Consider the following 15,166-nt stretch of genomic DNA (forward strand, 5'->3'; position numbering starts at 1 on the left):
CGCTACCTGGGCAGGATGCCGAAAATCGTTGCGGGGGAACCGGATCCGTCGCGATAGAGCGGGCCGCCCACCAGGACCCATGCCCCTGAGGCGGGCAGCTCGGCGAGGTTGGCCAGACATTCCAGGCTGATCCGATGCTCGCCGTAGAGCAGCTTCGACACCGCGTAGGTGTCATCGGTGCCCACGTCCGGGCCGAATGTGTCGATGCCGAGCGCGCCGCGGTGGCCGAGCCTGCCGGTGCGCAACAGCCATTCCACCGTCTCCACCGCGAAACCCGGTTGGCGGCCCGCGGATTCGCCGGTACCGAGAAACTCCGGGGTACCCCACTTGGCGTCCCAGCCGGTCCAGACGATCACCGCTGCGCCGTCCGGAATCCGGCCGTGCTTCACCTCCCACTGGCGCAGGTCGTCGACCGTGATCGCGTAGTCGCGATCGTTGGCGCACCGCTGCCTGAGGTCGATCTTCACCGCGGGCAGCAGCAGGTCGTCCAGGTCCAGCTCGTCCGCGGCGAGCCCGTCGGCGTCGAAGTGGATCGGCGCGCCCCAGTGGGTTCCGGTGTGTTCACCCTGCTGGATGTAGCGCAGGTAGTAGCCGTCGTTCGCGATGGTGGCCACGATGTCGGTGCGGAATTCCGGATCGTCCGGGTACAGCGGCGTGGTGGCCGGGTCGTGCACGTGCGACAGACTCACCAACCGCCCCAGCGGCCGCGGTGCGGTCATCGCGTTCTCTGCGGAATCGCCCTCGCCACGGCGAGCAGGTCGGACTCGAGGAGCCGGAACAACCGGTAGGTCAGCACGAACGCCAGAATGCCACCCACGCTCAGTACGCGCACCGGAACGATCACCGAACCCAGGTCGGCGGCGTCGACGAAGGTCGCGCTCGCCACACCGAGCAGCGGAACCGACGCCGCGACGCCGAGATAGAAATTGCCGCGCTTGGCCAGGGCCCGCAGCTGGCGCTCGTCCCCGGGACCGATCCCGCCACGCACCAACAGCTGTGGATAGACCGAGCGCAGCGCGTAGACCATGATCGGGAAGAACGGATAGGCCAGCGCGATGGCCGCGCACACCACCTGCGCGGCGAAGAAATGCATGAAGGTCTTCGGCGGTAGATCCACACCGGAGAAGGCCAGTCCCAGCGGCCAGACGATGCCCGCGACCAGCCAGAAGCCGAACGGCACCCAGACCGCCCAGTCGCCCATCAGCAGCGTGTCGCGCCGCGCTTTCGCGAGCGTGCGCGCGGAGTACTCGCGACCGCGTCTGAGACGGTAGGCGAGAGTGAGCGGGCGCCGGGTGAGGAACAGCAGTAGCAGCGCGGCCACCGGAAACGCGATCAGGTTGTTGATCAATCCGACCGCGGCGAATTTCTCCTGGTCGGTCGCGGACATCCGGTCGATGATCAGCGTCTGGTTCAGCTGGATGTTGTAGAAGCTCGCCAGCACGTTCGGCACGCCGATGCACAGCGCCGCGATCGGAAGCAGCCAGCCGCGGGCCCGGTAGGCGAGGCTGTCCGGCGGGGGATCGACCAGGTCACGTGCGCGGGAGTCCAGGCACAGGTCGAGTTGACCAGCGAGTTCGGCGCCGCTGCGCCAGCGGCGCTTCGGGTCGGCGTGCAGGCATTCCAGCAGCACGCGGCGCAGTGCGGCCGGTGTCCCCTCCGGCACGCGCGACAGCGCCACCGCTGAGACGCCGCGTCGGCGCACCGCGAGCATCCCCGCGTAGGTGTCCGCGGTGGTGTTGGAGTCGGTGAGCGGTGGGTCCTCGAACGGGGTCGCGCCCGTGAGCATCTCCCACAGCAGGACCCCGAGGGAATACACGTCGCTGCTGTCGCCAGGGGCGGGCGCGGCGGGATCGAGGTAGCGCGCCAACTGCTCGGGTGAGCGGTAGGCCAGCGAGTCCGCGGCGACGGCGGCGGTCGGCGCTCCGTTGGTGCGCGATCCCGACTCGCCGAGCGTGAAATCCGCGAGCTTCGGAATGCCCTCCGCCGTGAACAGGACGTTCGCCGGTTTGATGTCGTGGTGCAGCACGCCGTGGTGCGCGGCGTAATCCAGCGCGTCGGCCAGCCGCCTGCCCACCCACGCCACGGTCTCCGGCCAGCTCAGCCGCGCGATCTCGTCCCGCACGCTCGAATCCGACGGCCGGATCTCGCCCTTGGCCTCCATGGCGCTGTCCACCGCGCGCAGCAGCAGCGCGCCGCCGTCGGCCACCGGACCACGCCGACGTTGCTCGAGCACGCCGACCGCGGTGCCGCCCGGCAGGTACTGCATGTAGACGAGGCGAGGGAGGGCCGTCCTGGCACCCGAAGGAATCGAGGGGGTCGCGTCGCGCGGAGATGTGGCCGCGATGCGGTCCGGCGAACCGACGAGCGTCGAGGATTCGGTCGATCGGTCGACGAGCGTCACCTCGGGGTGGTCGAGGACGGCGGTGCCTTCGGCCGATTCGGTGGATGTTTCGTCGGACGGTTCCGGGCCGTTGTGCCGTGGGTGCGGAGCATGGCGCGGCGTACCGGTCACAGCGTCCGGCTCGAGTGCGTGGGTGGTGGTGTCGAGGCCGGGCGGCGGCTCGGCCATGGTGGCATTTTCGTCTGGCGCGTGTGGTGCGGTGACGGTCGCGTCTCCGGCTTGGTCGGCAGGGCCCATTGCGTCACGGGAGACGGGTTGCCCTGCGATTGTGGCGTCTGGATCGAAGGGCGCGGCGACAGTGGTTTCGAGATCAGGTGGCTGCTCGGCGATGGTGGCGTCTTCGTCGGGCACCCGTGGTGCGGCGACGGTCGCGTCTTGGGCTCGGTCGCCAGGGCCCGTTGCCTGAGGTGCGGCAGGTTGCCCGGCGATCGTGGCGTCCGGATCGAGGGGCACCGCGACAGTGGTGTCGAGGGCGGGCCGTGGTGCGGCGATGGCGGCGCTTGCGTCGGGTGCGACGGCGACCTTGTGCTCGCGGGCCGAGGGAGTGGGAACGGCCAGGGCATGTGCGCTGAGCACTCGCTGGTCGAAGACGCGCACGATGTGCGCGTGGTCGAGCTGGGCCATCGTGTGCGGCGCGCCCGCCCGTCCGGCCGAGAACCGCACGGCGACAAGCCGCTGCATGGATCGCTGCCTGGCCAGGAAGACGCGGCCGAGCAGGCCTGCGCCCAGGTCGGTGAGCAGGTCGAAGTCATCGACCCGCAGGCCAGGGACGAGATCGGCCAGCGCGGCGGCGGCTTCGCTCGACTCGGCCGTTTCGACCTCGGACGCGTCGAAGGCGGCGAAGGCGGCGAGGCGTTCGCGGACCTCGTCGGCCAGATCCGGGTACTCGGCGAGAAAGTCCGGCAGCGGCAGCGGCGTGCGTCTGCGGCGCGCCAGAAACTCCTCGCAGACGAGTTCGACGAGTTCCGGGCTGGTGTCCACTTCGGGGAATTCCGCGCGGTACTCGGCTACTCGCTTGCCGAGTCCTTCGCGTTCCCAGCGCCGCCGCAGGTCGACCCGCACCAGATCGGTGAGCACGGCCAGGCGCACCTGCGTGCCGTCGGGCACATAGTCGGAGATCCGCGGCGGCAACCGATCGCCTTGGAGACTGCGTTGCCATGCGGTGGCGAACCGCGCGACAGCGTCGGTGCGCGAGGAGGTCACCTGCCGGTCTCCGCCGCGTCCGCTTCACGCGCCTGCCGGTCGTGGCGCGCGTCCGCTACGGCGGATTCCGGGTCGACCACGCGCTCCAGCGCCCTCAGGTCCGCCTCCAGCGCACGGAACAGCAGATAGGTGCCCACGAACGCGATTATGCCGCCGACGCACAGCAGACGGACCGGGAAGATCACCGACGGGATGTCTTCGGCGGGGAGGAAGGTCACTCCGGCGACCGCGAGCAGCGGCACCGACGCGGCCACCGCCAGGTACCAGTTGCAGCGCTGGTCGAGCCCACGCAGCCATACCGCGTCCTCGGGACTGATATCCCCGTGCCGCAGGAACAACGGATAGATGCACCGCACCATGTAGAAGGTCAGCAGGAAGAACGGATAGGCCACCGCGATCGCCCCACACACCACCAGCGAGGAGAAGAAGTGGACCACGTCCCCTCGCGGTATGTCTCCGGTGGACAGCTGTAGCGCGAGCGGGAAGATGGCGCCCGCCAGCACCCACAGCGAGAAGGCCACGGCCACAGCGCGATCGCCCATCAGCAGCGCGTCCCGTCTGGCACGTCGCAGGGTGTCCGGGTCGTATCGTCGTCCTTTGCGCAATCCGCGCGGCACCGTCAGCACGTATCTGGCCATGTACAACACGAGCGCGATGCCGGTCGGGAAGAAGATCGCGTTCACGACGCTGGTGATGATGAGGAACGTCCGCTCGGCTTCCTCGGTCATCCGGCTGATGATCAGGTGCTGGTTGTGCTGGATGTTGTACAGCGAGGCGAGCACATTCGGCAGTGCCACCGACAGCAGCGCCACGAGCACGATGTGCGGACGCAGCCGCCGCCGCCAGCTGTTCGGCGCGGGGTCCACCAGTTCCCGCGCGCGTTGGTCCAGGCACATCTCCAGCTGTCTGGCCAGGACCGCGCCGCTGGACCACCGGCCGTCCCGATCGGGCGCGAGGCAGCTCAGCAGGATGCGCCGCAGGGCGGCCGGGCAGTCGGGCGGAACTCGATCCAGCGCCGCGGCGTCCACGCCTGCGCTGCGGCGCTCCAGCATGGCCTCCAGGGTGGTGTCGTCGCTCTGATCGCCCGCCCCCGCGGTGCTGTCGTCGAACGGCTTGGCTCCGGTGAGCAGTTCCCAGAGCACCACGCCGAGCGAGTAGATGTCGGCGCGGGTGTCCAGGTCGGCGGCGCCGCGGTCGAAACCGGGATGACAGGCCTCCAGCTGCTCCGGTGACATGTAGGCCAGTGAGCCGCCGAAGTAGGCGACCGGGCTGGTGCCCTCCACATTGCGGCTGAAGCTGATGTTGAAGTCGGCCAGTTTCGGCACGGCTTCGGCGGTGAGCAGCACGTTGGCCGGTTTCACATCCCGGTGCAGCACGCCGTGCGAGGAGGCGTAGTCCAGCGCCTCGGCCAGCCTGCGTCCGAGCCAGGCCACCGTCTCCGGCCAGCTCAGCGCCGCGATCTCGGCTCGCACGCTGGAGTCGGTCGGCCGGATCTCGCCTTTCTCCTCCATGGCCGCGTCGACGGCGTCCAGCAGCAGTTGCCCACTGCGTTCGGCGGGCGGAGTGGAGCGCACCCAGCGCAGCACGCCGAGCAGCGTGCCACCCGGCAGGAACTGCATGTAGAGCAGCCGCAGTCGGCGCGCGGCGCCCTCGGCCTCGTCGAGCAGCCGCTGGTCGAAGACCCGCACGATGTAGTCGTGGTCGAGCTGAGCCAGCGTCTGCGGCTCGGTGCCGTGATCGGCGGAGATCTTGACCGCGACCAGCCGCTGCAGTGACCGCTGCCGCGCGAGGAAGACCCGGGCGAAGGCGCCGCTGCCCAAACCGGTCAGCAGGTCGAAATCGTCGATCCGCTGACCGATTCGGATGCGGTCGAGCGCGTTGACCTGGCTCGGCCCGGACGCGATCGTGGTGGGCACGGCGGTGGCCGTGCCCGTCAGATCAGCGGCGGTCGTTCTGGTCACCTCAGAACCACGAACAGGCTCGACGGTTTGGTTCAATGCGGTGTCGTCGAAAGCCGAGCGAGTGTGCGCGAAGGCGGTGGAATCTTCCAGAACCGCGCGCCGGGTGCTCTGGTCTATCTCGTCGGCGTTCAACAGGGCGCGCAGTTCCTCCGCCTGATGCGGATATTCGCGCAGACAATCTCGTGGATCGACCCGTTCCCCGCTGTGGCGGCGGATGACGAACTCCTCGTACACCAGACCGGCCGGGATTTCCTCGGGAGCGAGTTCGGGAAATTCGGCGCAGTAATCGGCCAGGCGTTTACGTGCGGCTGGTTCCGGCGCGGCATCCTTGGCTGCCGCGGGACGGCGCAGCCAGCGATGGCGTAAATCGACCCGGATGAGCTCGACCAACGCCTCCCGGCGCAAGGTGGTCGCGTCGGGCAGGTACTGGGCGATCTCGGGCGGGCGATGAGTGGATTCCCACGCTGCGGAGAAGGCCGCCACCGCGCTGAATTCGACATGTGACAGGTCGCCATAGCCCGCACCGGCGGCCATACCTGTGTAGGTATCGGAACTGCTCTCGGAGTTCGCACTCATACTGGGACCTAGTGGGCTCGGCGGACGCCGCGGAATCCGCAGTGGTCGGTGAGTGGATGTGCCGCAAAAATTCTCCGCCACACCCGACACCATCATCCCCCGCGCCCTATTCGAAATGATAACTTGCGGCTCGACAGTGGATCACCCGATTTCGACAACGATGCGACGGGGGATGACCAGCACATGTCCGACGATGCCGCCGTGATGGCGAACGGTTCGATCTCGATGCGAACAACCGCGCCCCGAACGACGATTCGCAATGGCAGGACCGCCGATACGCGCTTCGGGCGCGGTCGGGAAGTCGACCATGATCCCGGGCACGGCACCGCCGCGACGATCGCGGCGGGTGTGCGCGACGGCGTGCTGCTGCCCAGCCTGGTAATGGCGGAGGCAGCGACTCGAATCGCGGCGGCGGAGCGGGAATCGAACGCGCTCCCGGTTTTGCGCACCGAGCGGGTCATGTCCGAAGCCGTCGCGCTGGCGGACCGGGACGACCTCGACGTGCTGCCGCTGGCCGGTGTGCCCGTCGCGGTCGAACAGGGCGCCTCGATCGCGGGCGAGCCCCTGCCGTGGGAGTCGGTGGCCGGGCATCCGGTGGCGGCCCGGCTGCGCGACGCGGGCGCGGTGGTCCTCGCGCTCGGCGCAGCAGACGAGCAGGACGGATCGGGCTCGGGACGGGCTCCGGATCGCGTCGCGCCCAACCCGTGGAACACCGCGCGAACCGCGGGCGGATCGGCCGGTGCGGCGGTCGCGGCAGGGCTTGTGCCGCTGGCGCACGGCAGTGACGGCCTCGATTCGGTGCGCGTCGCGGCGGCCTGCTGCGGGGTATTCGGGATCAAGCCCGGGTGCTACACCGCCGCCGGGGCGGGCGGCTGGCCGGGCCTGGTGGAGAACGGCGTGCTGGCGACAACGGTGCAGGACGCCGCACTGGCGTTGTCCGTGCTGGCCGCGTGGCCGAATCTAGCCGAGGTCGACCCACCCGGGCGACTACGAATCGGGCTGGCCGTGGATCCACCGTCGCGCCTGCTGCGCGTCGACCGGCATTGGACCGCAGCCGCCCGCAGGGCCGCCTCGGTTGCCGCGGCGGCAGGCCATCTCGTCGAAACGACCGCCGTGCCCTACGGCAACGCCCTGTTCGCGGTCTTCCTACGTTGGCTAGCCGTGGGGGCGCGCGACGCTCCGGCTCTACCCCGGTCCGCTCGACTATCGCGTCAGCCCCACCTGGCCCTCGGCCGGACGGTGCACCAATTGCGGCTCGTGCGCCCAGCCCAGATCGACCTGGTCGAGGCGCGACTACTGGAATTCTTCGACCGATACGACGTGGTGATCACTCCCACGCTCGCCGCCCCGCCGCCCAAGGCGGAGGCCTGGCACTCCCGCGGTCGGCCGGCCACTCTGCTCGCCGGCGCGCGGTTCGCACCCTTCACCCCGCTGTGGAATCTGATCGGCTGGCCCGCCGCCTCCGTGCCGATGGGCATGCATCCGTCGTCGGGGACGCCGGTGGCGGCGCAGCTCGCGGGCCCGCCCGGCAGTGAATCCACCTTGTTGCGACTGGCGGCCCAGTTGGAGGCCCGGCACCCCTGGCCGCGCACCGCGCCTTCGGTCAGACGCTGACCGGGGACTGCTGCGCGGCGAATCCGCCCTCGACGGCGCGGCCGGCGAACTCCAGGATGGTCGGCCGGTTGTCGTCGGCTCGCCATGCCACGGCGAGCTCACACGGCGCGAGCCCGGAGACGGGACGCGCGGTGAGGCCGGGCCAGCGGTACATCGGCACGTTGTTCTCCGCGAGCAGGCAGACACCGAGGCCGAGGCTCACCGCCTCGAGCCGGTCCTCCGGGGTCGCGGCCTCGGCGCCGATCTTCGGCGCGCGGCCGCCGCGACCCTCGTTGCCGAGCCAGAAGTCGCGTACGGCACCGGCTTCGGTGGGCAGCGCGACGAACGGCTCATCGAGCAGGTCGGCGAATTCGATGGTCTCCGAGCCCGCCAGCGGGTGGTTCTCCGGGAGCAGTACCCAGCGCGGCTCGGTGCGCAGCACCTGCCAGCGGTAACGGCTCGGATCCGGCAGCGGTAGCCAGACCAGGGCGAGATCGGCCTGACGCCCAGCGAGCCCACTGGACGGGTCGGTCCAGGACGCGGCGTGCAGTGCGAGACGGTGGCCGCTCGCGCTCTCCAGATCGCTGAGCAGGCCGCGGCCGAGCGCGGACTGAATGCCGACGCGCAGCACCTCGCCCGCCTCCTGCAGCGAGACGTTGGTGGCTTCCCACAGCTCGAGAATCTTGCGGGCGCCTTCGAGCAGTTCCTTGCCCGCGACGGTCAGCGCGACGCTGCGCTGGTTGCGGTCGAACAAGACCACGTCGAGCTGGCGTTCCAGCTGACGGATCTGACGCGACAGGGTGGGTTGAGCGATGTGCAGCCGCTGAGCGGCATTGGTGAAGTGCAGTTCCTCAGCGACGGCGACGAAATACCGCAGGTCGCGCAAATGCGGGTCCATAGCCCCTTGCTATCAGAATCAGTCCTGAATTTCCAGCCTTATCAGGCCGAAAAGTCCGGATACGGGCGCCGAAACAGTCGGCAGGTTTGTTAGAGACAGCATATTGGCTGTCATGGTGCTCCGCACTAGGCAGTTGGCGAATCCTCGGCACGCGCCGAACTATCCGATGGCAGGTGTGCAGTTGGGCGTTTGACCAGCATTGATAGCAGGATACCGGCGGCGTTGATAGCGGATTGTGGACACCTGAATGGTTGCCAAGGATCGGCTGGGCATTCGCTATCGACCGCCCAGCGGGTGTAATCGATCGCTCGCGTGATTTTCATCACATATTGTTTGTGACACCCATCCGCGCAGTGTGCCGGAACGCGGCGCGGCGCCGCCGTCCGGATGAATTCCCGGACAGCGGCGCCGCGACACTGGCGCGCCGATCACACTCCGCGGGCGCGCTCCTCATACGCTTTGCGCTTCGCGGCATCGACATCGTCCAGGAACGCGTGTCCGGACCCGAGCGCGCGGCCGATGCTGTCACCGAGCCTCTCCGGCAGCAGCCCGACCACCTGCGCGATGAACCCGGCCAGCGCGGTCACCCTGACCTTGGACTTCGGTGCGACGATCAGCTCGGCGATGGCGTCGGCGATCTCCTCCGGCTCGGCCGCACGCAGCAGGCCCGGCGCGGTGACGCCCGCGCCCAGCTCGGTGTTGGTCAGCGTGGGCAGGACCGAGGAGAAGTGCAGTCCGGTGCCCCGGTATTCCTCGCGCAACGTGTCGGTGAACCCGAGCACGGCGTGCTTGCTGGCGTTGTAGGTGGCCAGGCCCGGGATGTGCGTCTCGCCCGCCAGGGAGGCGATGTTGATGATGTGCCCGCGCCCGCGCGGCAGCATCCGGCGCAGGCCGAGCTTGGAGCCGAGGATCACGCCGTAGACGTTGATGTCCAGGATGCGGCGGGTCACCTGATCCGGCTCGTCCACCAGCTTGCCGGTCGGCATGATGCCCGCGTTGTTGATCAGCACGTCGAGCGGGCCGAGCGTGCGCTCCACGTCGTCGAGGAAACTCTCGAACGAATTCTGATCGGTGACGTCGAGCTTGCCGTAGAGCTCGAACCCGCGCGCCGTGCCGACCTCCTTGACCGCGGCCTCGTCGATGTCGCCGATGGCGATCTGCGCGCCGAGGGCCTGCAGCGCGGTGGCCGTGGCCAATCCGATGCCGCGGGCGCCGCCGGTGATGACGACGACCTTGCCGCGTATCCGCTTCGCGTCGATCACTTGGCGTCTCCCTTCAGCTTCAGGAGGGCGGGCAGGTCGAGGCGGCGCAGACCGCGCGCACCCGCCACGCGCATCGCGCCGAGCGCGAACAACAGCTTCGGCATCGAATACGGGTACCAGAACAGCTCTTTCTGCTGGGTCGGCAGGATCGGCGTGGTGATCGCCTGCTGACGGCAGTACTTGCGCACACCGTTCGCCCCGCCCCAGCGGGCGCCGACGCCGGACAGGCCCCAGCCGCCCATCGGCAGCGCGTAGCTGAACAGGTTGGCGAACACGTCGTTGATGTTGACCGCGCCCGCGTTGAGCTGCCGGGCGATCCGCGCGCCTCGCTCCTTGTCGCCCGTCCACACCGACGCCGACAGCCCGTAGACCGAGTCGTTGGCCAGCCGGATCGCCTCCGCCTCGTCGGCCACCTTCATCACCGGCAGCGTGGGGCCGAAGGTCTCCTCGGTGACGCAGGACATGGTGTGGTCCACGTCGACGAGCACGGTCGGCTCGAACGCGGTGCCGAACCCGGCCCGCTTGCCGCCGGTCAAAACCTTCGCGCCCGCGGCGACGGCCTCGTCGACGTGGCGCTGCACGACGGCTACCTGATTCTCGTTGGCCAGCGCGCCCACGTCGTACTTCGCGTCGTGTCCGTCCAGGCCCTGGCGCAGCGCCTCGATGTTGGCGGTCAGCTTGGCGACGAACTCGTCGTAGACCGGCGCCTCGACGTACACCCGCTCCACCGAGATGCAGACCTGGCCGGAGTTGAACATGCCGCCGAAGGCGATGCCGTGCGCCGCGCGATCGAGGTCCGCGTCGGCCAGGACGATGGCGGGGTCCTTCCCGCCGAGCTCGAGGCTGTAGGGGATCATCCGCTCCACGCAGGCGGCGGCGATCTTCCGCCCGGTCGCGGTGGAGCCGGTGAACTGGATGTAGTCGGCGTTGCCGACCACCGCGGCCCCGGTCGCGCCCGCGCCCGTGACCACCGCGAGGACCGGCGGAGCGCCGATTTCCGCCCAGCCCTTGGCCAGTTCCAGCGCCGATAGCGGGGTCACCTCGGACGGCTTGAGAACGACCGCCGCACCCGCGGCGAGCGCGGGGAACACGTCCATCACCGGCATGGCGAGCGGGAAGTTCCACGGCGTGATCACGCCGACCACCGGATAGGGCCGGTACACCGTGGTCAGTCGTTTGACCCTGGCCAGCGGACTGTGCGGCGAGGGGTGGTCGTCGGCGAGGAACTTGGCCGCGCGGCGCGCGTAGTAGCCGATCAGATCGGTCGCGAAGCCGGGATCGATCAGGGCGTCCACCCGCGGCTTGGCTGTCTCCGACTGCACCACGGTGGCCAGGCGGTCGGTGTTGTCGATCAACCAATCCTGGAACTTCAGCAGCCACTCCTTGCGGCCGTCGGGACCTATCGCCTCCCATTCCGGCTGGTACAGCCGCAACTCGCGAACTTTCGCCGCGACCGCGTCCGCGGTCTCCTCCGGCACCGTGCCGACGATCTGGCCGGTGCCTGGATTGCGCACCTCGATGACGGCCGGAGCGTCGCCGGTCTTCGCGGTCTTCGTGCGTGCCTGCGTCTTCCTGGCCGTGGCCTTCTTGGTCGCGCCTGGCGCTGGTTCGGTATCGGTCACTAGCTGTTCTCCCACTGACGTTGTGTTGAACCGCGGTCTGCCTGTGAATCAGGCCACTGAACTATGATCGTGACACAATCCGCAGGCACTGTCTTGGCCTCATTCGTCAATGCTGGCTCGTGATTTTGGACCTGGAAAACAAATAGCGGCGAGATTCCGCCCGAACGGAAGGAGCTGGCAATGACCGTTCCCCCGTCGCCGCGCGCCGCCACCAGGCCGAGCCCCGACCCGGACCAGGTACGGGACTGGCTGGCCGAGTACGTCTACGAGACGATGCGCGCCGAGACGCTCGACCGGATCGTCACCCGGCTCGACGACGTCATCATCGCGCGCATCCCCGAACTCGCCGATCGCGATATGCGCCGCGATCTCGCGGCCAGCACGAGGGCACACGCCAGGATCGTTCTCAGCCGCCTGACCAGCGACGCCTTCGAGTTCTCACTGCCGGAGGAGGCGCACGCGTTCGCGCGCAGCGTGGCCAGGCGCGGATTCGAATTGCGGCTGCTGCTGCGCGTCTACCACGTGGGCATGGAGGCGGTGCTGGACTACATGACCGAGGTGATCGAGCAGCGGCAGGCGCCGCCGGAGATCGAGCGCGTCGTGCTGATGCGGCTGTTCGAGCGCGCCACCAAGTGGATGGGCAGGTCGGTCGAATTGCTCACCGAGACCTACATGGAAGAGCGCGAGCAGGTCCTGCGCGCCGCGCTCAACCGGCGCGCGGAGACCGTCCGCGCCGTGCTCGACGGCGACGACGTCGACCTCGAGCAGGCGTCGGTACGGCTGGGCTACCGGTTGTCCCAGCAGCATCTGGCCTTCTTGCTGTGGACCGACGAGCCCACCGGGGAGCCCGACGGCGAGGCGACCGGAATGCTGGACCGGCTCGCGGCTCGCCTGGCCGCGTCCCTCGGCAGCGCGCGGGTGCTCACCGTCCCCTCCGGCGCCAGCGCGGTGTGGGCCTGGGCGGGGTTGGACGACCCGGAACGCGCCGCCGAACTCGCCGTGCCGGGCGAGGTGGAGCGCATTGTGGCGGCTCATGTCGAGTCTCCGGTGCGGGTGGCGTTCGGCGTACCCGGCGGGGGGATCCCGGGTTTCCGGCGGAGTCATCGCGAGGCGGTCGCCGCTCGGAATGTCGCCGAGCGCGCGCCCACGGGCGGGCGGGTGACCGGGTATCGCACGGTGGAGATCGCCTACCTGGCGGGCGCCGACGACGCGGCCATGCGCGGACTGGTGCGGCGCGAGCTCGGCCCGCTGGCAGCCGGGGACGCGACCACCGCGCGTCTGCGCGAAACGCTGCACGCCTACCTGCGCAGCCACCGCAGCCCGGAGGCCACGGCGAAACTGCTCGGCGTACACAAGAACACGGTCCGCTACCGCATGCAGCGGATCGAACACCTCCTTGGATTCACCATCGAGGACCGGCGTCTGCCGCTGGAAATCGCGCTGACCTGCGTCGCGATCTACGGCGTCGGCGCCCTTCCCTGAACCGGCCGGACTACTCGCCCGCGGCCTCGCGCGCCGCGAGGCGGCGCAGCGGTGGCTCGGTGGTCGGCGCGACCCTGCGGTCGGGCAACTCCGCGAGCAAGGTGGTGGTCGCCGCTGCGATGGCCGCGACGGCCTTGTCGACGGCCGGTTTGGTGGTCGAGCTCAGGCCGGACACGCCACCGACCTTGCGCACGTACTGCAGTGCGGCGGCATAGATTTCCTGCTCGGTTGCGGCAGGTTCCAGACCACGCAGGACGGTGATGTTTCTACACATGCGAGAACACTAGCTCCAGATCACGGCCCGCGTCAGGCAAGTAGACGAGCCGCGATCGATTCGCTCGACGGCCGCGTCGCCTCCCGGCGCGACGACGAGCACCGGAACCGCCAATACCCGGCCCGCGCCGTGGCGGATGGGGAACAATCGGGTCATGTCTGCGCGCGGTGTACCGACCTTGACGACGTTTCCGTACGCGGAGCTGGACGAGCGTGAGGAAGACCATTGGTCCGGCGCCGCGATCTCCGACGACGAGCTGCGGGCGCTGGCTCTCGGGGCCTTCTACTCCGCGCGCTGGGACGCGTTCCACGACGCGCTGCTGCTCGGGCCGGAGCGTGCGCATCCGCTCGGCGACCGGCGGGAACTGGCCATCGACACGCTCACCGGCGCGTGGGGCATCACCGACGGAACCGAGGCGCAGGCGTCGATGGAACAGTTGCTGGACGGTATGCACGCCCCGCTCTACGCCCTGGTGCATCCCCTCGTGACGGCATCGATCAACGCCAGCGAGCGCGACCGCTTCGGCGAGCGGGCCGATCGGCACCGGGCCTTCCTGCGGCAGGTCGGCGCGTTCCGCGGCATGGACAACCCAGAGGCGCTGGTCCGCGACTACGACATCTGGTCGCAGGCGATCAAGATCGGTTTCACCGATCACCTGGCCAGGCCGCTGCCCAGCGACATCCACGCCTGGGATCTGGCCAGGGTCGTCGCGGTGGCCAGGATGGCCTACACCGCCGGCTACCTCGATGCCGACGTGGCCTGGAGCTATCTCGGGCGCGCTCTGCCGATCGCGCAGCGCAAGTACCGCAACTGGCGCCAGTTCGGGGACGCCTATCTCACCGGGTGGACCTACTGGCAGGCCTGCGAGGACCTGGCCGAACTGAAGAACGGCGGCGTCGACCGCCGCATGGAGCTACTGCGGCTGTGGCTGCGCCCGACCAGCCCGTGGCGGCGGGTCGCGCTGAACTCAGCTCCCGTCGGGGAGTGAACGCAGGATGCCGCGGCCGTAGCGCTGGAACTGCGCGTCGTCGACCATGCCGAGCGAGTGCCGCTCCACCAGCAGCTCCCATTCCGAATACAGCTGGGCCACACCGGGATCCGCGGAGCCGGCGGCGCCGTCCGCGGATTCGCGGCGCACCGCGAAGTTCACCGCGCAGGTGACCCGCTCGGTGTCGGCGCGGTCGGCGCCAGCGAAACGCAGCGTCCGGTTGCCGTCGTGCACGTCCATGCCCGTAGTGCCGCGCACCGGACCGATCTCGCCGGGGCCGACCGGGGGAGTGTTCGTCGTCCGCGCCCAGATGACCGCGGGGATGGGCAGTTCGTAGGCGTACCGTGGCTCGCCGATGGCGATGAACAACAGCCGTCCCGTCGTCGCGGCGAGCAGGCCGAGACCGGTGCCCGCTGGGGGATGCCCGACCGCGACGGCGGTCTCCAGGACATACTCGTCAGGCGTCACGTAACGATGCAGAGCCGCTATCGCCGGTTTGGCCTCGCGCCGCGGCGTCATCCTGCCCGCCGCCCGGTCCACGTCGGCGCGGGTGGGGCCACTGCGGCCCCAGGTGGGTGTGGGCGGATGCAGATCGGGCGCGGCGACGTCGATGCGCTGGGTGGTCAGGATGTGGGCGTTGATCCGCTCGACGATCTCGGTGGCCGCGGGGACGTCGTGCTCGGCGATCAGGACCGGCAGCGGCGTGCGGTCCGCTGGCACGCCGGTGAGCACGGGCGTCGGGTATCGCAGGTAGATCTCGATGACCACCGCGTCGTCCGCGCGCCGGTTCAGCCGGACCTTGAGCAGGTCCGAGACGGGAACGTCGAGCACGCGCTCGCCGTCGGACCCGGGCCGCAGCACGATCAGTCTGCCGCGACCATGACGCAATATCGCTGTGGGTGTTCG

The 15,166-nt window shown here is 69.5% G+C and carries 12 protein-coding genes; 3 read left to right on the plus strand and 9 right to left on the minus strand.

The features are described 5' to 3' along the window. Positions 1-2 precede the first annotated feature (2 nt). From ON34_RS01670 to ON34_RS01690, 3 genes are read right to left on the minus strand one after another with little or no spacing between them, the layout of a single operon-like run. A complete protein-coding gene (locus ON34_RS01670; protein ID WP_040773207.1) occupies positions 3-719 on the minus strand; it encodes a cyclase family protein in 717 nt (238 codons plus the stop codon). Then, complete coding sequence (locus ON34_RS33275) at positions 716-3,604, minus strand: protein kinase domain-containing protein (protein WP_051022054.1); 2,889 nt, start codon at positions 3,602-3,604, stop codon at positions 716-718. Before ON34_RS33275 ends, ON34_RS01670 begins: the two co-directional genes overlap by 4 nt. Next, positions 3,601-6,141: a protein kinase domain-containing protein gene (locus ON34_RS01690; RefSeq protein ID WP_083889084.1), complete on the minus strand. Its 2,541-nt coding sequence runs from the start codon at positions 6,139-6,141 to the stop codon at positions 3,601-3,603. The genes ON34_RS33275 and ON34_RS01690 overlap by 4 nt, the downstream gene beginning before the upstream one ends. A 183-nt stretch (positions 6,142-6,324) precedes the next feature. On the opposite strand from ON34_RS01690, the gene ON34_RS01695 reads away from it, so the two are divergent. Continuing rightward, on the plus strand, positions 6,325-7,755 hold the full coding sequence (locus ON34_RS01695) for an amidase family protein (RefSeq protein ID WP_083889092.1): 1,431 nt from the start codon (positions 6,325-6,327) through the stop codon (positions 7,753-7,755). Here ON34_RS01695 and ON34_RS01700 read toward each other — a convergent pair. The 3 genes from ON34_RS01700 to ON34_RS01710 all read right to left on the minus strand — a co-directional run bounded on the left by ON34_RS01700 (position 7,745) and on the right by ON34_RS01710 (position 11,516). Beyond that, positions 7,745-8,632: a LysR family transcriptional regulator gene (locus ON34_RS01700; RefSeq protein ID WP_040773213.1), complete on the minus strand. Its 888-nt coding sequence runs from the start codon at positions 8,630-8,632 to the stop codon at positions 7,745-7,747. The genes ON34_RS01695 and ON34_RS01700 overlap by 11 nt on opposite strands. A gap of 428 nt (positions 8,633-9,060) precedes the next feature. Next, positions 9,061-9,894 (minus strand): SDR family oxidoreductase, encoded by an 834-nt coding sequence (locus ON34_RS01705; protein WP_040773215.1) that lies wholly within the window; start codon positions 9,892-9,894, stop codon positions 9,061-9,063. After that, the gene (locus ON34_RS01710) at positions 9,891-11,516 is read right to left on the minus strand and encodes an aldehyde dehydrogenase family protein (RefSeq protein ID WP_040773218.1); all 1,626 of its coding nucleotides are present in this window, start codon (positions 11,514-11,516) and stop codon (positions 9,891-9,893) included. The genes ON34_RS01705 and ON34_RS01710 overlap by 4 nt, the downstream gene beginning before the upstream one ends. Positions 11,517-11,696: 180 nt before the next feature. On the opposite strand from ON34_RS01710, the gene ON34_RS01715 reads away from it, so the two are divergent. Continuing rightward, on the plus strand, positions 11,697-12,998 hold the full coding sequence (locus ON34_RS01715; protein WP_051022056.1) for a PucR family transcriptional regulator: 1,302 nt from the start codon (positions 11,697-11,699) through the stop codon (positions 12,996-12,998). Positions 12,999-13,008: 10 nt separating this feature from the next. Here ON34_RS01715 and ON34_RS01720 read toward each other — a convergent pair whose 3' ends face one another. Both ON34_RS01720 and ON34_RS35725 read right to left on the minus strand, forming a co-directional pair. Beyond that, complete coding sequence (locus ON34_RS01720; RefSeq protein WP_040773219.1) at positions 13,009-13,272, minus strand: DUF2277 domain-containing protein; 264 nt, start codon at positions 13,270-13,272, stop codon at positions 13,009-13,011. Positions 13,273-13,281: 9 nt separating this feature from the next. Continuing rightward, positions 13,282-13,428, minus strand: a complete 147-nt coding sequence (locus tag ON34_RS35725; RefSeq protein ID WP_157172141.1) for a hypothetical protein — start codon at positions 13,426-13,428, stop codon at positions 13,282-13,284. Between ON34_RS35725 and ON34_RS01725 the strand changes: the two genes are divergently transcribed. Then, positions 13,427-14,260 (plus strand): DUF1266 domain-containing protein, encoded by an 834-nt coding sequence (locus tag ON34_RS01725; RefSeq protein ID WP_040773527.1) that lies wholly within the window; start codon positions 13,427-13,429, stop codon positions 14,258-14,260. The two genes, ON34_RS35725 and ON34_RS01725, sit on opposite strands and share 2 nt — an antisense overlap. On the opposite strand, the gene ON34_RS01730 is transcribed toward ON34_RS01725, so the two are convergent. Next, the gene (locus tag ON34_RS01730; RefSeq protein WP_245547840.1) at positions 14,240-15,091 is read right to left on the minus strand and encodes a hypothetical protein; all 852 of its coding nucleotides are present in this window, start codon (positions 15,089-15,091) and stop codon (positions 14,240-14,242) included. The two genes, ON34_RS01725 and ON34_RS01730, sit on opposite strands and share 21 nt — an antisense overlap. Positions 15,092-15,166 lie beyond the last annotated feature (75 nt).

The sequence above is a fragment of the Nocardia pneumoniae NBRC 100136 genome (assembly GCF_000308755.1).
Classification (GTDB): Bacteria; Actinomycetota; Actinomycetes; order Mycobacteriales; family Mycobacteriaceae; genus Nocardia; species Nocardia pneumoniae.